The organism is Stenotrophomonas sp. GD04024 (assembly GCF_029837545.1).
Classification (GTDB): Bacteria; Pseudomonadota; Gammaproteobacteria; order Xanthomonadales; family Xanthomonadaceae; genus Stenotrophomonas; species Stenotrophomonas forensis.
This window is the reverse complement of sequence record NZ_JAOEDV010000077.1, coordinates 1-20,257: the sequence shown is the minus strand read 5'-3', so window position 1 is coordinate 20,257 and position 20,257 is coordinate 1. Positions and strand designations below refer to the sequence as shown.

Below are 20,257 nucleotides of genomic sequence, written 5' to 3'. Positions count from 1 at the left end.
CACGTTTCATGCAGCCCCTGCAGGCGCAGCAGGCGTGGTTGCCGGGCGTCGAGCGTGATTGCCCGGACCAGTGCGACACCAGCGGCATCCATGCCCATGCAGAATCTCCCTTTGTAGTGGGAGAACTGTTGGCGCAGGACGCCGCCGGCTGCCGCGAGCTACGCCATTCCTGCGGGATGCATCACGCTTGCTGGCACCGAATCGGGCTGTTCACGACAGGATTCCGGAAGACGGGCTGTTCAATCGCGACGCCGCGATCAGCCCCGCTTGCCGGCAAACCGTGCTTCGATCTCCTCCAGCGACTTGCCCTTGGTCTCGGGCAGCCATAGCGCGGCCACCAGGAAGAACACGAAGGTGCACGCCGCCCAGAACACGAACATGCTGGCGTAGCCGTAGTGGCCCACCGTGGGCAGGAAGATCGCGGCGATGGTGGTGGACACGAACTGGTTGATCAGCAGCGCGATGCTCATGCCGTTGGAGCGGATGCGGTTGGGCATCAGCTCGGACAGCGCCAGCCACACGCAGACGCCGGGGCCGACCGCGAAGAACGCGACGAATACCAGGATGCAGGCGGCCACCGCCCAGCCGTGTGCCGGCGGCGGCACCGGGCCGATGCGGGCCTGCTCGATGCGCAACGGTGCCTGCGCGGCCTTGGCCGGGTCGGCGAACGGGTTCAGATGCAGTTTGCGGAAGAACGCGCCGATCACGCTGTCCGGCTGCACGGTGCCGGCACGCTCGATGCGCAGCTCGCGATCGGTCAGGTTGTCGCTGCGCAGGGCGCGCACATTGGTGAAATCGCCGTAGGCGTACGACACGGTCAGCTGCAGTGGCCGGCCTTCGCTGTCGATGCCTCCGCCCAGGCGCTGCCACTGCGTTTCATCCAGCACCAGCTGCAGGCCATCGCCGCTGACGGCGGCCTGCAGCTGCGATTGCACGTCTGCGCGGCCACGCTCGGCCTGGAAGAACAGGGTCGCGGCGGCCAGCAGGGCCACGCAGATACCGCCGCTGCCGAGCATCAGCAGGAACTTGCGGCCCTTGCGATCGACCAGCAGCAGCGCGACCACGGTCATCACCGCATTGAGCAGCTTGATCGCCACGTCGGCGCTGTTGGCCACCGAGCCGGACAGGCCGGCCTGGTTGAGGATGTTCACCGCGTACGCCAGCACCGAGTTGATGCCGGTGGCCTGGGTACAGGCCAGCACCACGCAGGCGAGCAGGAACGGGACCACATAGCGGCGGCTGAGCAGCGGGTCGCGCTTGCCGTCGCGGCTGCTCGATTCCGGTGCCTGGATCTGTGCAAGCGTCGGCTCCACCTCCGAAGCGGGCAGTACCCGCTGCAGGCTGCGGCGCGCATCATCGATGCGGCCGCGGCGCACCAGCCAGCGCGGCGACTCGGACAGCCAGAAGATGCCGGCGCAGAACAGCAGGCCCGGCGCCAGGCAGGTCCAGAAGATGGTGCGCCAGGCGTGGTCCTTCACCGTGAACAGTTCCTGCGCCTGTTGCGCGACCGGCAGTGAGCGCACGGCTTCAGCGGCGGCGTCGACTGCATGTGCGTGGTACAGGCCGATCAGCGCCGCCAGCACCAGGCCGATGGTCAGCAGCAGCTGGAACATGGCCGCACCGCGCCCGCGTCGTTCGGGGCTGAGCACTTCGGCCAGGTACAGCGGAATCACCACACCGATCAGGCCGCCACTGATGCCCTGCAGCAGGCGGCCGAGCAGCAACGGCGTGTAGCCCGAGGCCAGCGCCATGATCGGAATCGACGCGGTGAACAGCAGGCCGGCCAGCAGCATCGCGCCGCGGCGGCCGACCAGGTCGGCCACCATGCCGGCGAACAGCGAGGACAGCACGCTGCCCAGCAGCACCGCCGCCACGACGAAGCCGAGCTGCTGGCTGCTGAGTTGCCAGGCGTGGCTGGCGGTCGCTTCAAGATAGGGCAGGGCACCAGCGATGATGCCGATGTCGATGCCGTACAGCAGGCCGCCGAGGCCGCCGATGAAGAGCAGGTAGCGTACGGGCCAGCGCGGGGCGGTGGGTGCAGTCATCGGCATATTCCCAGGAGGCGTTTCGGTGCGGATTGCTTTCGTAGAGTCGAGCTTGCTCGACTGACCGCGCAGGGCGCGGCAGAGCAGTCGAGCAAGCTCGACTCTACAAAGGCGGTGCGTCAGGCATTTCCGGCGTCAAGGAGCGGTGGTACGTCAGGTGTTCCAGGCGTCAGGACGGGCGGCACGTCAGGCGTTTGCAGCGTTCAAATCAACCACGTGCCCGCCGACCACCACCTGCTGCAGGCGCAGTTCGGCGTCCAGCACCACCAGGTCGGCGCGGGCGTCGGGCGCGATGCGGCCGCGATCGCCCAGGCCGAGGTAGTCGGCCGGGAAGGTGGAAACGCGTTGCGAGGCATCGGCCAGGTCCAGCCCGACCCGCACCAGGTTGCGCAGCGCCTGGTCCATGGTCAGCGCGCTGCCGGCCAGCGAACCGGTCGCCAGTCGCACGCAGCCGCTGCACTTGTGCACGCGCTGCTCGCCCAGTGCGTATTCGCCATCGGGCATGCCAGTGGCAGCGGTGGCGTCGGTCACCGCATACAGGCGCGGGATTGCGCGCGCGGCCAGCCGGATCACGCCGGGATGGATGTGCTGCAGGTCGGGAATGATCTCGGCGTACTGCGCATGCGCCAGCGCGGCCGCAGCGATGCCCGGGCGATAGTGATCGACGCCGGTCATGCCGTTGAACAGGTGGGTGAAACCGGAGGCACCGGCCTGCAGCGCGGCCACGCCTTCCTCGTAGGTACCGGCGCTGTGGCCGAGCTGCACACGGATGCCCATCGCTGCAAGCGCGGGAATCAACGCAGTGTGCTCGCCAATCTCCGGCGCCAGCGTCATCACCCGGATCGGGGCGAGTGCATGCAGCTGCTGCACCAGCGCCAGCGTCGCTTCGATCGTTCGGTTGGGTTGCGCGCCCAGCCGTTGCGGGCTGATGAACGGCCCTTCCAGATGCACGCCGACGATGCAGGCCGCCTCGGCATCGGGCGCCGCCATGGTGGCGGCCACGCCCTGCAGCGCATGCTCGATTTCGTCCAGGCCGGCGGTCATGGTGGTCGCCAGCAGCGTGGTGGTACCAAAGCGCAGATGGGTGCGGGCAATGGTGCGCGCCACGTCGCCGCCCTGCATCAGGTCCACGCCGGCTGCGCCATGCACATGCAGGTCGATGAAGCCGGGCAGGATCACCGGCAGCTGCAGATCGTCAGCGCCGCTGTGGTCGTCCACCTGCAGCTGGCGCACGTGCGAATCGAAATGGACGTGGCCACGCCGCCAACCCAGTGGGGTGAGGATGCGGCCCTGCAGGGAGCGGGTGTCGGTCATGCGGTGGGCTCGGCGATGATCACCTCGATGCCCAGTCGCTGCAGCCCCTCGCGGGTGGCGTCGTCGATGCCGGCGTCGGTGATGATGGTGTGGATCTGGTCGAGGCGCGCAATGCGGTGCAGGCTGACGCGGCCGAACTTGGAGGCATCGGTCAGCACCACGATGCGGCGCGCGCGCTCGACCATGCGGTGGTTGAGGCGGGCTTCGGCTTCGTCGTGGGTGGTCAGGCCGAACTGCAGGTCCAGGCCATCCACGCCCAGGAACAGGGTGTCGAAGCTGTACGAGTTGAGGCTGGCTTCGGCCTGGCTGCCCTGCAGCGACAGCGACTGCTGGCGCAGCAGGCCGCCGGTCAGCAGCACGTTGATGCCCGGTGCGTTGGCCAGCTCCCAGGCGATGTTCAACCCGTTGGTCATCACCGTCACGTCGCGCTGTGTGCGCAGGTGGCGGGCCAGGGTCATCGTGGTCGAACCGGAATCGATGATGATGTTGTCACCGGGGCGCACCAGGCGTGCGGCGCAGACGCCAATGGACTCCTTCAGCGGCAGGTTCAGCGCATCCTTCTCGTGGATGTCCTGTTCCTGCGGCGGCGTGCGCACCAGGGTGGCGCCGCCGTGGGTGCGGTTGGCCAGGCCCTGCGACTCGAAGTGGGTCAGGTCGGCCCGGATGGTCACCGCCGACACGCCGAAGCGCTCGACCAGATCGGCCACCTGCACCGAGCCATGCTCGATCAGCAGCTGCAGGATCTGTTGCCGGCGGGAGCGGGTGTTGCGCATGGCCATCTCTCGGTGTCGTCAGGAAAGGTAGAGATTAGCCGTTCGCAAGAACGGAGGCAGCCGAACTTTCGTTCTGCTTGCGGGGGCCAGCCTGGTTGGCACTGCAGGCGCGGGCGTACTCGCCCAGGCACAGGCCGATGCGGTGCTGCACCAGCGCGGTGGGGGTGTTGGCCAGGGCGCCTTCGCGCACGGCGCGGTACTGCTCGGGCAGGTACTGGCTGAGCAGTACCAGCGGCGGCGCCTGCCGTTCCAGGTTGGCGAACAGGGTCTGCACCGCCTGCAGCAATGCGGGTTCGCCCCAGTAGTAGCGGCAGCGGTCGCTGAAGGAGAAGCGGCGCAGCAGGCGCAGTGCGGCGTCATCGCCCTGGTAGTAGGACTGCCAGTACTTCGGCTGCGCCACCATCACCTCGTCCAGCACCTGCGGCAGGCGCGAGCATTGCGCGGCCGGCAGCAGTTCCGCTTCGATCGCAGCCAGCGCGAACAGCGCTTCGCGATAGGCGAAGGTGGCGGCCGGGCCGACCTTGAGGATGGCGAAGTGGTCGCGCACAAGTGCGTGCAGCCCGCTTTCGCGCTGGTAGTCGGTGGAGTGCGCTTCGAACACGATGCGCGGCTGCTGTTCGAGGAAATCGGCCAGCGTGCCAGCGGCGGCGGCATCGTACTCGTGCACGCTGCTGTGGTCGAAGTCCACGCCCGGCTGCACCACCATCGCGATCACGCGCTGCCAGGCATCGCGCAGCTGCGGCGTATCGAATGCCTGCTGGTGGATGGCCAGGGTCTGCGCGGCGGCCGCGGGCGTGGTCACCTGCAGGCCTTCGGCCAGCGAGGCTTCGCCTCCGGGAATCGGCACTTCGGTACCGATCACGTAGACCGGCGGTGGCAGGCCATGCTCGGTGGCGGTGCGCTCGGCGATCCCGGCCAGCTCGGCCGAGCGTGCGGCGACGATGGCATCGGGCAGCGGCACCGGGTCATCGGCGCAGGACATGCTGCAGTCCAGATGGATCTTGTGGAAGCCGGCGGCGACGTAGGCCTCGATCAGCACGCGGGCGTGGGTCATCGCTTCGGCGGCCGGGTGCTTCTGCCAGGCATTCGGGCCAAGATGATCACCGCCCAGGATCAGCCGCTCGCGCGGGAACCCTTCTTCATCTGCCAGCGTGCCGACGTAATCGCGGTACTGCGGCGGGGTCATGCCGGTGTAGCCGCCGAACTGGTCGACCTGGTTGGAGGTGGCCTCGATCAGCAGCACGGTGCCGTGCGCCAGTGCCACGTGCATGGCGGCGCGCAGCACCTGCTCGTTGCTGCAGCAGACGCTGTACAGGCCGACGTTGGCACCGGCGCGGTGGGAGGCAAGCAGGGTCTGCAACGGGGACATGGTCAGGCTCCGGACATCAGGAAAACGAGGGGTGGCAGGCGAGCAGGGCAGCACCACGTGCGCCGCCGGCATCGCCGAAGCGGGGCGGCACGATCGGCGGTACCTGCACGCCGTTGAACAGATGGGCGGCGATGGCCGCTGGCAGCTGCTGGTACAGCGGCGCGTACTGCGAGAGGCCACCGCCCAGCACGATCACATGCGGGTCCAGCGCCAGCACGAGTGCGGCCAGGCTGTGGCCGAGCAGGTCGCGGTGGATGTCCAGCGCCTTGCGCGCGCGGGTATCGCCGGCTTCGGCGAGTGCGATCACCGCGCTGGCGTCGGCGGCACTGCCGCCCAGATGGCGTTCGATCATCGCCAGTCCACTGCCGGAGACGTAACGCTCCACGCAGCCCTGCAGGCCGCAGGCGCAGTCGATCAGCGGCAGGCCGTGGCGCTGCAGCAGGTGGCCGGGCACGCTCCAGTGGCCCCATTCGCCGGCCAGGCCGTTGAAGCCGGACAGCAGGCGGCCGTGCAGGCAGAAACCACCGCCTGCACCGGTGCCGAGGATGGCGCCAAACATGCTGGGGTAGCCGTCGGCGGCACCGCCATGTGCTTCCGACAGGGCGAAGCACTGCAGGTCGTTGCCGAAGTGCAGCGGGCGCTGCAGGCGGGACTGCAGATCCGACGCCACGCTGTGGCCGGTCAGTGCCGGCACGTTCGCGCTGAGCTGGCGACCCGTGCGGCGATCACGCACGCCGGGCAGCGCGATGCCGATGGCGGCGTCGTTGCGGCCCAGTGCGGCATCTGCATCGGCCACCAGCCCCAGCATCGCCTGCAGGAAGCCTTCATAGTCGCCCTGCGGCGTGCTGACGCGGCGGCGCCAGGTGACCTGCATCGCCGCATCGCACGCCACCAGCTCGATCTTGGTGCCGCCGATGTCGATGCCGTAGCCGGCGTGGGCGATCAGCTCAGCCATGGTGGATGGTGACGCCCTTGACGACGCGGTTGACGGTGCCGTCCGGGAACGGGTTGTCCGGGGTCAGGCCCAACGCGGCCGAGCGTTGCAGCGCGAACAGCTGCGCAAAGCCCAGCCACACCGGCGCCAGCCACGGGTCATCCAGTGCCGGCACGGTGAGGGTGTATTCGTCTTCGGCACCGATATCCGAATGCGGGCCGATCGCCAGCACCTGACCGGCCACGCCGTCGCGGCGCAGTTCTTCCAGCAGGTCCTGCTCGTAACGGCGCGCCAGCGGCTGCACGCTGCGCAGCACCACCACCAGCGTGTTGCCGTCCAACGTCGACTTCGGGCCGTGGCGGAAACCCAGTGGCGTATTGGCCAGCGCCAGCACGCGGCCGGCGGTCAGCTCCAGCACCTTCAGCGCGCACTCGCGGGCCAGCGCTTCCAGCGGGCCGCTGCCGAGATAGATGATGCGGTTGAACGGGCGCTGCGCCAGCGTGGCGACCGGCGCATCCCACTGCGCCTGGCCTTCGCGGGCCAGCGCGGCGATCTGCTTCAGGCGCGCGATGCGCGCGTCCCACGGCGAGCGGTCGAATACGGTCAGCGCGGCCAGCAGCATGCAGGTCAGGCTGCTGGTCATGGCGAAGGCGCGGTCGCAGCTGGCCGACGGCATCAGCAGGGTGCAGGTATCGGCACGGCCGGCACCGCGGCGGGCCAGCTCGCCATCGGCGTTGCAGGTGATGTCGAGGAAGCGTGCGTCATCCACGTCGCTGCGCACGCGGTCCACTGCCGCCACGCTTTCCGGGCTGGAGCCACTGCGGCCGAACGAGACCAGCAGGGTCGGGCGGTCGCGCTGCAGGTACAGCGCCGGGTGGGTCAGCAGGCTGGTGGTGTGCACCACGCGCACCTCGGCTGGCCACTGCGCGTTGATCGCGTCGGCCACCATCTCGGCAATGAAGCCGGAGCTGCCGGCGCCGGTGAACAGCACGCGCTGGTGGGGATCGTTGAGGCTGTCGCCGAGGAAGGCCTGCAGGCGGTCGCGGGCACGCGACAGGTCCTGGGCGAGGGCTTCCCACAGCGCAGGCTGCTGGGCGATTTCGGTAGCGGTATCGGCTCCGCCCAGGCGCTGCCAGGCGGACACATCGGAAAGCAGGGTGACGTCCATTCGGAGGTTCCAGTTGGGCCAGCGCACCATCTGTGTTTTCTTTCGAAATGTCAAATACCGAAAGTAAAAAGAAAGAAAATGTGATACCGGGTTTGCCTCGAGCTGGACGTGCGGGAAAACGAAAGAAGAGGCTGGATGCCGTATCGCACAACGCTTAACAGGCAGCTGCAAGCGCTTACACAAAGTATTGCGACGCAACAACTTTCGTTTCAAGGGAATATATCTTCCTTTTTCCTTTCAATTTGTTGACATCTTTCGAATCGCTGCCCTAGAGTCGGCCCAACCGCTTTCGAAACGCCCGGTGAACGGGTTGGGAGTCCGCGTGGAAAACTGCGTTCGTCGCTCGCCGCTGATGCTGGCCCTGTTGCCGGCGCTGATGCTGGCGTCCCTGCCGGCCCGGGCAGAGCCGGTCGGCAACCTGCGTTCGGTGGCCGCCAGCGACAGCCGCGACGGCGTGCAGGGCTGGGACCTGCAGACCGACAAGGGCGCGCGCATCCGCATCGAACTGCCGGCGACCGACATCATCCGCGTGCAGGCCGGCCGCAATGGCACGCTGACCGGCGCCGGCGACAAGGCCGCGCCGATCGTACTGCCGCAACCGAAGGCGAACGTAAAGGCGCAGCTGGAAGAAGACGCGCAGGAAATCCGCGTGCGTACCGATGCACTGGTGCTGCATGTGCAGCGGCAGCCGTTGCGCCTGCGCCTGGAGCGCCTGGACAACGGCCAGCCCACCGCGTTGTGGCAGGAACTGCAGCCGCTGGACCTGGATGCCACGCAGAGCGTGCAGGTGCTGTCCTCGCAGGCTGACGAAGGCTACTTCGGTGGTGGCCAGCAGAACGGCCGCTACCAGTTCAAGGGGCGCGAGCTGGAGGTGTCCTATTCCGGCGGCTGGGAAGAGGGCGACCGCCCGAGCCCGGCACCCATGCTGCTCAGCAGCCGCGGCTGGGGCATGCTGCGCAACACCTGGAGCGATGGCAGCTACGACCTGCGCCAGCCCGACCAGGCTACGCTGCTGCATCGCGAAGATCGGTTTGATGCGTACTACTTCGTCGGCGCCGACCTGCCGAAGCTGATCGAACGCTACACCCAGCTGACCGGCCGCCCGAACATGGTCGCGCGCTGGGCGCTGTCCTATGGCGATGCCGATTGCTACAACGACGGCGACAATGCGAAGAAGCCGGGTACCGTGCCCGAGGGCTGGAGCGACGGCCCGACCGGCACCACCCCCGACGTGATCGACAGCGTGGCCAAGCAGTACCGCGCGCACGACATGCCCGGTGGCTGGATCCTGCCCAACGATGGGTATGGCTGCGGTTACAAGCAGTTGCCGGAAACGGTGAAGGGCCTGGCCGGCTATGGCTTCCGCACCGGCCTGTGGACCGAGAACGGCGTCGACAAGATCGCCTGGGAAGTGGGCAAGGCCGGCAGCCGCGTGCAGAAGCTGGACGTGGCCTGGACCGGCAAGGGCTACCAGTTCGCGATGGACGCCAACCGCCAGGCGTTCAACGGCATCCTCGACAATTCCGATTCGCGCCCGTTCCTGTGGACGGTGATGGGCTGGGCCGGCATCCAGCGCTACGCAGTGGCCTGGACCGGCGACCAGAGCAGCAGTTGGGACTACATCCGCTGGCACGTGCCGACCCTGGTCGGTTCGGGCCTGTCCGGCATGGCCTACGCCAGCGGTGACGTCGACGCGATTTTCGGCGGCAGCGCCGAAACCTTCACCCGTGACCTGCAGTGGAAGGCGTTCACCCCGGTGCTGATGGGCATGAGCGGCTGGTCGTCGAACGCGCGCAAGCACCCGTGGTGGTACGACGAGCCCTACCGCAGCATCAACCGCGATTACCTGAAGTTGAAGATGCGCCTGACCCCGTACATGTACGGGCTGGTGCACGAGGCCGCGCAGACCGGCGCGCCGCCGGTGCGTGGCCTGATGTGGGACAACCCGCGCGATCCGCATGCGCAGGATGAGACCTACAAGTACCAGTTCCTGCTCGGCCGCGACCTGCTGGTGGCGCCGGTATACCGCAGCCAGGCAGCCAGTCGTGGCTGGCGCCGCGACATCCACCTGCCGGCCGGCGGCTGGATTGATTACTGGGATGGCCGCCGCGTGCAGGCCGCCGCCGACGGACGCCAGCTGGATCGCCAGGTCGACCTGGCCACGCTGCCGGTGTTCGTGCGTGCCGGTGCGATCCTGCCGATGTACCCGTCGATGCTGTTCGACGGTGAAAAGCCGCTGGATGAGGTGACGTTCGACCTGTACCCGCAGGGTGATTCGCAGTACACGCTGTACGAAGACGATGGCAACACCCGCCGTTACCAGCAAGGCGAGTCGAGCACGCAGGTGATCCGCGTGCAGGCACCGGCGCAGGGCAGTGGCCCGGTGCAGGTGCAGATCGATGCGGTGCAGGGCCAGTACAACGGCCAGCTGGCGCAGCGTCGCTATGGCCTGCGCGTACTCAGCCGGCAGGCGCCGCGTGCGGTGCAGGCCGGCGGTCGCGCGCTGCCTGCGTTGGCTGACGCCGCCGCCTTCAACACTGCGCCCGAAGGCTGGTACTTCGACGCCCAGGAGCGCCGCGGAACGCTGCATGTGCGCACAACCGCGCAGGACATCCGCCAACCGCTGCAGCTGCAGCTGGACTTCGCGGTAGCCGCTGCCGTCGCCGATGATGCCTACCCCGCCGCGCCGGTGCTCGGCCGCGAACTGCCGGCCGACAGCCTGCTGGTGGTCAACCGCCCGGCCGAAGAGCCCGGCCATGCGCTGGAAAACGTCTTCGACGATGATCCCGCCACCTGGTTCCGCAGCGTGCGCAACCAGGCGGTGCGCACCGGGGCACACGAGTGGGTGATCGGCTTTGGCGAGCGCAGGATGATCGATGGCATCGACATCGCCCCGCGCAACGACAAGAACTGGAAGCACGGCCAGGTGCGCGATTACGAGGTGTACCTGGGCGACAGCAATGGCGAGTGGGGCGAGCCGATTGCCCGTGGCCGCCTGCAGCTGAAGGAAGGGGTGCAGCGCATCGACTTCCCGGCGCATGCCGGCCGACTGCTGCGGTTCCGCGTGCTGAGCGTGCAGAACCCGGAGGGCGACGGCGCCAGCAGCACCGACCCGATGGTCACCGCAGCGCAGGGCAGTGCCCGCGCCTTCGATGCGCTGCAGCCGCGCGACGTCGGCCCGATCGCGCTGTCCACCTTCCACATCCTTGAGCACCAGGAACCGGAGCGACCGGCCCGGCAGCGCTATCTCTCCGAGCTGCCGGTGCCGGCCGCGCTGGCCAGCCAGGTGCGCGCCGACCAGTCGTTCCGTGGCGATGCCGGCATGCGCATGAACGGCCTGCAGTTCCGCCGTGGCCTGGGCGTGGCCGCCAACAGCCGCATCGACCTGCGCCTGCAGGGCGGCTGGCGCCTGCTGCGCGCCGACCTCGGCATCGACGACGCGTGCCGCACTGCCGGTGGCCTGCAGTTCCAGGTCTGGGGCGACAACCGCCTGCTGTACGACAGCGGCCTGGTGAAGGCGCCCGGCGTGGTCAAGCCGGAGCTGGACATCCGTGGCCTTTCCACCCTGAGCCTGCGCACGCTGGGTGCGCAGGGCAGCCAACCCGCCCAGGTCTGTGCCAACTGGGCCAACGCCGTGCTGATCGGCCAGGAGGGCGACTCCGCCAGCATCGTCGCCCCATGACCCCCCCGTAACACCGCTCCTCCCCCCGCCCATACCGACTACGGCCCTGCTGGCCGTGGCCCGGGAGCGTTTTGCCCGCCGATCCACCATTCGCGCCGCACCCCTGCCAGGAGAGAACCCCGATGTTGCCCGCACGCCACCACCGCCCCCCCTGTCGCTCGATCGCTCCGCTGACGCTGGCCATTGCCGGCGTGCTGCTCTCGGTCGCCGTTCCTGCCGTTGCACAAGAGAGCAAGGACAAGGCCACCGACCTGGCCCGCATCGAGGTGACCGGCTCCAACATCCGCCGCACCGACGTTGAAACCGCATCGCCGGTGCAGGTGATCAGCAAGCAGGACATCCAGAACATGGGTGCGCGCACGCTGCTGCAGGTGCTGGACAACCTGCCGGCCGCGCGCCCGGCGCAGCAGGACGCGCGTTCGCTGTTCACCGGTTCCGACGGTGCTTCGCAGGCCAACCTGCGCGGGCTGGGTGCACAGGGCACGCTGGTGCTGCTGAACGGTCGTCGCCTTTCGTACTACGGCGCACCGGCCGGCTTCCAGACCCAGTTCGTCAACATCGATGCGATTCCGGCCGCGGCCATCGAGCGCATGGAAGTGCTGACCGACGGCGCCTCGGCGGTGTACGGCACCGACGCGGTGGCCGGCGTGATCAACGTGATCACCAAGCGCAACTTCCAGGGTGCCGAAGTCAGCTTCACCAACGACACCTCCTCGCGCATCGACTCCTACGGCGAACGCCAGGCCAGCATCACCGCCGGCTTCGGCGACCTGGCCGAGAACCGCTTCAACATCTACGGCGCGGTGAACATGTACCGCCGCGACGCGATTCCGCTGAGCGACTTCTACGACAAGCGGCCCGACCAGTACTACGTCAACAACCCGAACTACCTCAACAACCTGCGCCTGGGCGTGGGCAGCAAGCCGGGCGAGTTCAACCCGGGCAGCTACTTCGCGTTTGATCCGGTGACCGGCCGCCGCGTGCAGGAGGCGGCACCGGGCTGCAAGAACGTGCTGACCAGTGAAGCGGCCGGCCCGCGTTGCGTCTGGGAAACCTGGATGAACAACGAGATCGATGCCGGCGCCAAGTCCGAGCGCAACACCGCCTACCTCAACGGCACCTTCCTGGTGGGCGAGAGCACCGAGATTTTCGCCGAGGCGACCTACACCGACATCGACCTGCGTGCCAACGGTGGCACCCCGCGCACCTACGGCACCACCACCGGCAACCCGACCAGCTGGTTCTCGCGCAACACCGGCAACAACGTCAACCAGTTCCTGTATCCGTTCCTGGGCCCGAACAACGAGTACAACCACGCCAGCCCGGAAATGAAGGCGATGATGGGCGGCGTGGTCGGCCTGCAGTACCTGCTGCAGGATGCCGGCGCCAACTACTTCGGCCAGCGCAACACCGACAAGAGCTACCGTGTGCTGGCCGGCGCGCGTGGCAACGTGGGCGACTGGAACTGGGAGACCGCGTTCGCCAGCGCCGGTACCCACTCCACCACCTACCAGACCATCAACGTCAACACCAAGGGCTTCGAGAAGGCCTTCGGCCCGTACACGATCGATCCGGGCACCGGCCGCGTGATCATTTCCGATCATCCGGCCTACAAGTTCGGCGAGATCAGCGAAGCCAACGCCGCACTCATCCGTGAAGCCTTCCCGACCTTCGACATCCAGTCGTGGACGCGCCTGCATACCCTGGACGGCAAGATCGAAGGCCCGCTGTTCCAGCTGCCGGCCGGCGAAATGCGTGCAGCGTTCGGCTTCAACGCCAGCCGCGAGACCTTCTACACCCCGGGCAACGCCGATGCGGCCAACGGCCTGATCACCCAGCAGGGCGGCTCGTGGTTCGACGGCAAGCGCAATACCTATGCGCTGTTCGCCGAGACCGTGGCGCCGATCACCGACAAGCTGGAGCTGGATGCGGCGGTGCGCGTGGACAAGTACCCGAACTTCAGCGCCAACATCGCACCGAAGATCGGCTTCAAGTACCAGGCCTTCGATCAGCTGATGCTGCGCGGTACCTACTCCACTGGCTTCCGCGCACCGAGCCTGGCCGAGTCCGGCAACGGCGGCGTGTTCGCACAGCTGGGCGGCTTCCGCGACGAGCTGCGCTGCAACGAGACCAACGCCATCGCCAACCTGCTGCTGAAGTCGCAGCGGCCGGGCGATGTCGACCTCGGCAAGACCCTGCTGAACGTGGATTGCAGCCGTACCGTGGCGCGCATGACCCAGCCGAACAAGGACCTGAAACCGGAGAAGGCGAAGATCGCCACCCTTGGCTTCGTCTACGAGCCGGCCAGCTGGCTGTCGGTGTCGGCCGACTACTGGTTCATCTACCGCAACAACGAGATCGTCGCGCCGGACTACCGCCGCATGGAAGACATCATCTCGATGTCGCGTTCGCCGATCACCGACAGCGACCGGGCCAACCTGGCGCAGCTGGCGGCGATGTGCGCCGATCCGGCCAGCGGCGTGAGCTGCCCGGCGAACCTGCCGGGCTATTCGGCGGGCAACGTGGCCAGCGTGGTCGGTCAGTACAAGAACCGCGGCAAGACGCTGATCGACGGCTTCGACATCGATGCGCGCAGCCGCTTCTCGCTGGGGGACTGGGGCAACCTGAACATTGGCCTGGCCGCCACCATCGCCAACCGCAACCGCTTCTACATGGATGCGGAGAACGGCTGGTACTACGGCGATGTGGTGGGCTACTACAACAACCCGCGCCTGCGTGCCACGCTCAATGCCGACTGGACCTACAAGCAGGTGACCACCAGCATGTTCGTCAACTATGTGGGCGGCACCAAGTGGGCCACCGACCAGGTCGACGAAGTGAGCAACAACAAGGAAACCTGCACCGGCGGTTACCTGGCACTGCAGAAGAGCAAGTGTGACGGTGCACCGTCGTGGTGGACCGCCAACATGAGCGTCACCTGGCGCCCGGATGATGCCTGGAACCTGAGCTTCACCGTCAAGAACCTGTTCAACCGCCTGCCGTTCTATGACCCGAACAGCTTCCTGGGTGACTCCAGTGACTACGCGACCATCTTCGGTCGTGGTTACAGTGTGACCATCGGCTACCGGTTCAAGTAATTCCGTTTGCGTGACCTGGCGTGCCGGCTGCGGCCGGCACGCTGCCTAGAGGAGAGATGTTTGCCATGAAGCGTAGGGAATTCATCGCGGCCAGCGCCGCTGTCGCCGCCAGCAGCCTGCTGCCGCAGACCCCGGCATGGGCACGCGGGCGCAAGGTGCGCCTGGCCATGATCGGTACCGGCATGCGTGGCCTGGTGCTGCTGAAGGAACTGGTGCGCCGCGACGATGTCGAAGTGGTCGCGCTGTGCGACATCGAGCCGATCATGCTCGGCCGCGCCGTGGACATGGTCAGCAAGGCCGGCAAGCCGGCGCCCAAGACCTATGGCCAGGACCGTGACACCAACGCCTGGAAGCGCCTGCTGGAACAGAAGGGCATCGATGGCGTGATCATCGCCACGCCGTGGGAATACCACGCACCGATGGCGATTGCCGCGATGCAAGCCGGCGTGGCCGTGGGCTGCGAAGTGGTGGCCGGCATCACCCTGCAGGACCACTGGGACGTGCTGAAGACCCAGCTGAGCACCGGCACCCCGTACATGCTGCTGGAGAACGTCTGCTACCGCCGTGACGTGATGGCCGCACTGCAGATGGTGCGCCAGGGCCTGTTCGGCGAGCTGGTGCATCTGCAGGCCGGCTACCAGCACGACCTGCGCGGCGTGAAGTTCAACTCCGGCGATCCGAACCAGCCCTACGACAGCGGCGTGGAGTTCGGCGCCAAGGGCTGGAGCGAAGCGCGCTGGCGCACCGAGCATTCGGTCGAGCGCAACGGTGAGCTGTACCCCAGCCACGGCATCGGCCCGTGCGCGATGTACACCGGCATCAACCGCGGCAACCGCTTCACCCACATCAATGCGTTCGCGACCAAGGCGCGCGGCCTGCACGAATACACCGTGGCCAAGAGCGGCGGCACCACCCACCCCAGCACCAGGGTCAAGTTCAAGCTGGGCGACATCGTGACCACCACGCTGGCCTGTGAGAACGGCGAAACCATCCTGCTGCAGCACGACACCTCGCTGCCGCGCCCGTACTCGATGGGCTTCCGCGTGCAGGGCACCAAGGGCCTGTGGATGGATGTCAACCATTCGATCCACATCGAAGGCCGCAGCCCGCCGCACCAGTGGGAAGAGTTCAAGAAGTACCAGGACGAGTACGAGCATCCGCTGTGGAAGCAGAACGCGGACACCGCCGCCAGCGCAGGCCACGGTGGCATGGACTGGTTCGTCATCCATGCCTTCGTGGAAGCGCTGAAGGCCAAGGCACCGATGCCGATCGATATCTACGACGCGGTGACCTGGAGTGCGATCACACCGCTGAGCGAGCAGTCGATCGCCAACAGCTTCCAGACGCTGGAGTTCCCGGACTTCACCGCGGGCGCGTGGAAGCAGCGCAAGCCGATCTTCGCGTTCGACGGCAAGTACTGAGTTCTGCCCCTTCCATGCGGTGACAGCAACGCCGGGCATTGCCCGGCGTTGCTGTTTTTCCTGCCTCACTGCGCAGGCCAGCGCTCTGCTACCCGATCGGCCAGCACCAGCCGGGTATCCATCTGCCGGCCATCGCGTAGATAACGGACGCCCACGCCGGTTCCCACCGGGCGCTCGCGCAGCTGCGCGCGCCAGTCGCCCAGCTTCCGCGTGGCCACCGGCTCGCCATCGATCATGACAATGCGGTCATCCCTTCGCAGCCCGGCGCGCGCCCCGGCGCTGGTTGGTGCCACATCGGCCACACGCAGTGCGCCGTCTTCGGCCTGCAGCCACAACCCGCTGCGGTCAAAGGCATCGGCTTGCGTGCTTTCCGCGTTGGGCACCAGATAAAGACGCCTGGCGTTGTAGTCGACGCCCATGGAGAAGCGCCGCAGCGCGCCGCCGCCGAGGATCGCGCCATAGTCGGCCAGGGCCAGCGCGCCCTTGTCGGTGCTGGACAGGTCGCCGACCAGGCCGTTGACCTCAATGCTGCCCATGCGCAGCACACCCAGCCGTGCCGGTCGCGCGCGGCCTGGCCCACCCAGACCCCATCCCAGCACCGCCTCCTCACTGGCGTGGTATTTCCCAAGCAGGCCATGCGCACGCACGAACGGGCTGCTCAGGCTCAGCGAATTGCGTGACCCGGTGTCCAGCCACAGACGCAGCGGGATACCGTCCAGCTCGCCATTCAGTACCGGTGCGCGATCGTCCTGTTCGAACGGCAGCATCACGGCGTTGGCGGGCGGCTGGTAGTGGCCCGGCCGGGTGAAGCTGAGCACGCGCGCGCCATAGTCGAAGGTGGTGACAAAGCGCAGGAAGGTCTCGTAGCCGATGAAGCCATCGTGTGGCACGCCCATCGAGTTGATCTGCTGGCCGAGGTCGATGATGTGGAACACCGGGTTTGCAAGGTGCGCGCCACCGATGCGCAGGTGGCGGGCCTGCGCCAGGCCCAGGTCGCTGGCGTTGTCGCCGGCACCATGCACGCTCAGGCGGCCCGCTGTGGTCAGGCCCAGGCGCTTGGCCGCCGTAGGGGTCAGCAGGTTGATGGCGCCGGTGTCGACCAGGAAGCGCGCCGGCTGGCCATCCACCTCGGCCTCGATATAGACATGGTTGTTGATCAGGTCGAACGGAACGCGGGTGGTGCCGCTGGCATCCTCGATGTAGCTGTCGGCGGCCATCGCCGGTGGCGCATACCGGGCGTCCGGCATCGGGCTGTTCACCCGATAGCGCTGCACCCGCACGTCGCTGCGCAATCGTGGATCGGCACGGCCCTGGGCATCGAGGGTGTCGGTGATGATGCGGTGGGGCAACATCAGACCTTCCACGGCCCGGTAGTCTTCCAGCGTGGTGGCGGTGGGTGTGCGCGCGGAGGCAATGACCACGCGGCCGAGCAGGCCAGTGCGGGTGTCGAACCAGAGCTCGATCGGGTCCGCTCCCTCCGGCGTGGTTGACAGCACGTCATAGCGCTGTCCGTTGTGAATCCCGCCACGCGGGCCTGCAAAGCGTGAGGCCGGGTAGGCGCTGGACCAGTAGCCGCGGGTGGTCAGCCAGGACTGCGTGCGCGCGGTGCGGCGTGGCACGGTGCCATCCAGCAGGCCGACTTCGCCGCCGTAGTCGCGCCGCCAGGACAGGCGCCCGTCAAAGCCCTGCGCAACGGCGAAGGTGCCCAGTTGCGCCTGTTCGACGTAGCACCCGGTGCGCACATCCTGGCTGAGATGCCAACGCCCCTGCAGCCCGCCCACCGACTGCTCACCCTCGGCCTGCAACTGCTGTATCGATTGCCAGTGTTCCCCGCCACTGGCCGCACGGGCCTGCGCCAGCACGCCTGCGGCATCCCGCTCGGCAGCCTGCACGGAAGCCGCCAGCATCCACAGCAGGCCGAACATCATCGCTCGCCATCGCATCGCATCACCTTCGTCATTGGGTCGAACGGCGATGGCAACCCAGCGGCGCGCGTGATTCGACCGGGCGTGAAGGATTGGACGTTCAGTCGGACGTGGTGCGACGGCGCCGGTACTCGCTGGGCGTCTGCCCGGTGGCGCGCGTGATTCGACCGGGCGTGAAGGATTGGACGTTCAGCCGGACCAGGCGCGGCGTCGGTACTCGCTGGGTGTCTGTCCGGTGGCGCGCTTGAATGCACTGTTGAAGGTCGACTTGCTGCCGAAGCCGGCGGCAAGGCCGATGTCCAGCACGCTGCGGAGGTCGGACGGATCGGACAGGCATGTTCTCGCTGCAGCCACACGGAAGCCGGTCACGAACTCGGAAAAGTTCTGGCCCAGGCCCTGGTTGAGGGCCTGCGAGACCTGGTTGGATGACCAGCCGCTGCGCTGGCTGAGGGACTGGAGATCCAGTCCGGGCGCTTCATGCAGGCGTTCGTCCTGCATCAATGCGGTCAGCGCGCTGGCAATGGCCGCGCACTGCGTTGCATCGATGCCCGAGCGTTCGTAGCGTGCGCGGGGCGTATCCTCGGCGGATGCGGGCATGTCCATCAGGACGGGTGCCGAAGTGACCACACGTGCACGCAGCTGCTGGCGTACGACCTGGCACGCCAGCAGGTACATGCCTGCCGTGGTCAGCAGGCTGAGCCCGATACTGGCCAGAAGCGGAGCGGCGTCCGGCGGCCACCGGTTCATCGCGCTGGCCAGCCAGCAGCCCGCCATCACGATCGCCAGCCCGCGTAGTCCGCTGCGTTGGATGGCAGTTCCGCGCGGAGCCGAAGGCGTGCGCAGTGACAGCCACAGCGTGGCCAGCAGGTAGGGCGTGCCCTGCAGCAGCCAGCCATGGAAGCTGAGCTGGAACAGCACCTTGCCCAGCGGCGAGGCTTCGAAAGGCGCAGCAGCATTCAACAGGGAAATGACGAACGCGAGCATGGCCGGCAGCAGATGCGCGAGCGGCAGCAACGAAGTGTGGTCCGGCGCAGGGGACAGCAGCGCACGTGCATGGCGGTACAGCAGCGGACCCAGTAGAAAGACCAGTGGCACCTCGATGACCCGCAGCCAGCGCACGGCGTCGGCCGACAGCCAGGCCTGGCCACCCAGCAGCACCAGTCCGAACAGGTTGGCGGCGGCGAAACAGGCGAAGAAGGTGGTGAGCAGGTGGCTGCCATGCCGGGCGCGGCCGACGCTCACGCCGGTGGACAATGCGGCCAGGCCGAGAATCGCGGCGCCTGCCGCCAGTTTCAGCAGATCCGGTGGCGTCATGCCTGCAGTGTTGATGAAGCACGCAGCAACGTCCAGCACCGGGAACGGCGTGCAGGCAACAAGGGGAAGATGGCGCGCCCGGAGGGATTCGAACCCCCGACCAATGGCTTCGGAAGCCACTACTCTATCCGGCTGAGCTACGGGCGCGTTGTAGAACCGCCGCGCCGTCGGCCAGTGCCGGGGCGGGCATCGCAGCGCCATGAAGCGGTGCGGGACCGGCATTCTATCCAGTTTCGCCGAACAAATCTCCCCCCGCCAGGCAAAGCCCGGTCGGAAGGGCAGGAGTATCCTATCGGCATGGCTGATACCCCCCTCACTTCGCCGCAGTCGCCGGCGACGCCGCGTTGGCGGCATTACTGGAGTCTGATGCGCGCTGATCGTCCGATCGGCACGCTGCTACTGCTGTGGCCCACCTGGTGGGCGCTGTGGCTGGCCGCCGGCGGCCTGCCGCCGCTGTGGACGCTGTTCGTGTTCACCGCGGGCGTGTGGTTGACCCGTTCGGCCGGTTGCGTCATCAACGACTACGCCGACCGCTGGCTCGACCCGCATGTGGAACGCACCAAAGCGCGTCCGCTGGCCACCGGCGCGATCAGTGGCCGCGCTGCGCTGGTGTTGTTCGCGGTGCTGATGCTGGTGGCGTTCGGCCTGGTGCTGACCCTGAACGGGCTGACCATTGGCCTCAGCTTCATCGGCGTGTTCCTGGCCGCCAGCTACCCCTACCTGAAGCGCTATACCCATCTGCCGCAGGTCTACCTGGGCATGTCGTTCGGCTGGGGCATCCCGATGGCATTCGCTGCCGTGCAGGGCGAGGTGCCGATGCTGGGCTGGCTGCTGTACGCCGGCAACATCCTGTGGTCCACCGCCTACGACACCTGGTACGCCATGGTCGACCGCGAGGATGACCTGAAGATGGGCTCGCACTCCACCGCGATCCTGTTCGGTGATCTCGACCTGGTCATCCAGGGCGTGCTGTACGCGCTGTTCCTGGCCACCATGGCGCTGGTCGGCGTGCGCGGCGGGCTGGGCGGGTACTACCTGGCCGGTGTGGCCGTGGCCACCGTGCTGGTGGTGTACGAGTTCTGGATCTGCCGCAACCGCGAACGCGGCCCGTGCTTCAAGGCGTTCCTGCACAACAACTGGGTCGGCGCCGCGCTGTTTGCCGGCATCGCCGTCGATCTGGCCCTGCGCTGAGCCCAAGATGAGGTAGAACCGGC

General features: G+C 67.5%; 12 protein-coding genes and 1 tRNA gene. 4 read left to right on the top strand and 9 right to left on the bottom strand.

All coding sequences use genetic code 11. The features are described from left to right. Nucleotides 1–257: 257 nt before the first annotated feature. The 6 genes from N7590_RS18250 to N7590_RS18225 all read right to left on the bottom strand — a co-directional run bounded on the left by N7590_RS18250 (nt 258) and on the right by N7590_RS18225 (nt 7,603). The gene (locus tag N7590_RS18250; protein ID WP_053512181.1) at nt 258–2,045 is read right to left on the bottom strand and encodes an MFS transporter; all 1,788 of its coding nucleotides are present in this window, start codon (nt 2,043–2,045) and stop codon (nt 258–260) included. A gap of 186 nt (nt 2,046–2,231) precedes the next feature. Next, complete coding sequence (gene nagA, locus N7590_RS18245) at nt 2,232–3,359, bottom strand: N-acetylglucosamine-6-phosphate deacetylase (protein ID WP_164242901.1); 1,128 nt, start codon at nt 3,357–3,359, stop codon at nt 2,232–2,234. Beyond that, the gene (locus N7590_RS18240; RefSeq protein ID WP_279935776.1) at nt 3,356–4,132 is read right to left on the bottom strand and encodes a DeoR family transcriptional regulator; all 777 of its coding nucleotides are present in this window, start codon (nt 4,130–4,132) and stop codon (nt 3,356–3,358) included. The genes nagA and N7590_RS18240 overlap by 4 nt, the downstream gene beginning before the upstream one ends. A 34-nt stretch (nt 4,133–4,166) precedes the next feature. Further along, a complete protein-coding gene (locus N7590_RS18235) occupies nt 4,167–5,501 on the bottom strand; it encodes a D-tagatose-bisphosphate aldolase, class II, non-catalytic subunit (protein WP_164242903.1) in 1,335 nt (444 codons plus the stop codon). 16 nt (nt 5,502–5,517) lie between these two features. Further along, complete coding sequence (locus N7590_RS18230) at nt 5,518–6,456, bottom strand: ROK family protein (RefSeq protein ID WP_053512017.1); 939 nt, start codon at nt 6,454–6,456, stop codon at nt 5,518–5,520. Continuing rightward, entirely contained in the window at nt 6,449–7,603 is a 1,155-nt protein-coding gene (locus N7590_RS18225; protein ID WP_164242904.1) for an SIS domain-containing protein, read from the bottom strand. The genes N7590_RS18230 and N7590_RS18225 overlap by 8 nt, the downstream gene beginning before the upstream one ends. Before the next feature lie 322 nt (nt 7,604–7,925). Here N7590_RS18225 and N7590_RS18220 point away from each other — a divergent pair, with 322 nt between their 5' ends. The 3 genes from N7590_RS18220 (at nt 7,926) to N7590_RS18210 (ending at nt 15,804) form a co-directional block, all read left to right on the top strand. After that, nucleotides 7,926–11,285, top strand: a complete 3,360-nt coding sequence (locus tag N7590_RS18220; protein WP_164242905.1) for a TIM-barrel domain-containing protein — start codon at nt 7,926–7,928, stop codon at nt 11,283–11,285. Nucleotides 11,286–11,407: 122 nt separating this feature from the next. Continuing rightward, nucleotides 11,408–14,383, top strand: a complete 2,976-nt coding sequence (locus N7590_RS18215; RefSeq protein ID WP_164241624.1) for a TonB-dependent receptor — start codon at nt 11,408–11,410, stop codon at nt 14,381–14,383. A gap of 65 nt (nt 14,384–14,448) precedes the next feature. Next, on the top strand, nt 14,449–15,804 hold the full coding sequence (locus N7590_RS18210; protein ID WP_164241623.1) for a Gfo/Idh/MocA family oxidoreductase: 1,356 nt from the start codon (nt 14,449–14,451) through the stop codon (nt 15,802–15,804). Between the two features lie 65 nt (nt 15,805–15,869). Here the strand turns inward: N7590_RS18210 and N7590_RS18205 are convergent, their stop codons facing one another. The 3 genes from N7590_RS18205 to N7590_RS18195 all read right to left on the bottom strand — a co-directional run bounded on the left by N7590_RS18205 (nt 15,870) and on the right by N7590_RS18195 (nt 19,190). Further along, entirely contained in the window at nt 15,870–17,747 is a 1,878-nt protein-coding gene (locus N7590_RS18205) for an aspartyl protease family protein (protein ID WP_164241622.1), read from the bottom strand. A gap of 171 nt (nt 17,748–17,918) precedes the next feature. After that, nucleotides 17,919–19,043: a helix-turn-helix domain-containing protein gene (locus tag N7590_RS18200; RefSeq protein WP_164241621.1), complete on the bottom strand. Its 1,125-nt coding sequence runs from the start codon at nt 19,041–19,043 to the stop codon at nt 17,919–17,921. 70 nt (nt 19,044–19,113) lie between these two features. Then, nucleotides 19,114–19,190 (bottom strand) — tRNA-Arg (locus tag N7590_RS18195). A 150-nt stretch (nt 19,191–19,340) separates the two neighbouring features. Between N7590_RS18195 and ubiA the strand changes: the two genes are divergently transcribed. Then, the gene (gene ubiA, locus N7590_RS18190; protein WP_053451059.1) at nt 19,341–20,234 is read left to right on the top strand and encodes a 4-hydroxybenzoate octaprenyltransferase; all 894 of its coding nucleotides are present in this window, start codon (nt 19,341–19,343) and stop codon (nt 20,232–20,234) included. Nucleotides 20,235–20,257: the final 23 nt, after the last annotated feature.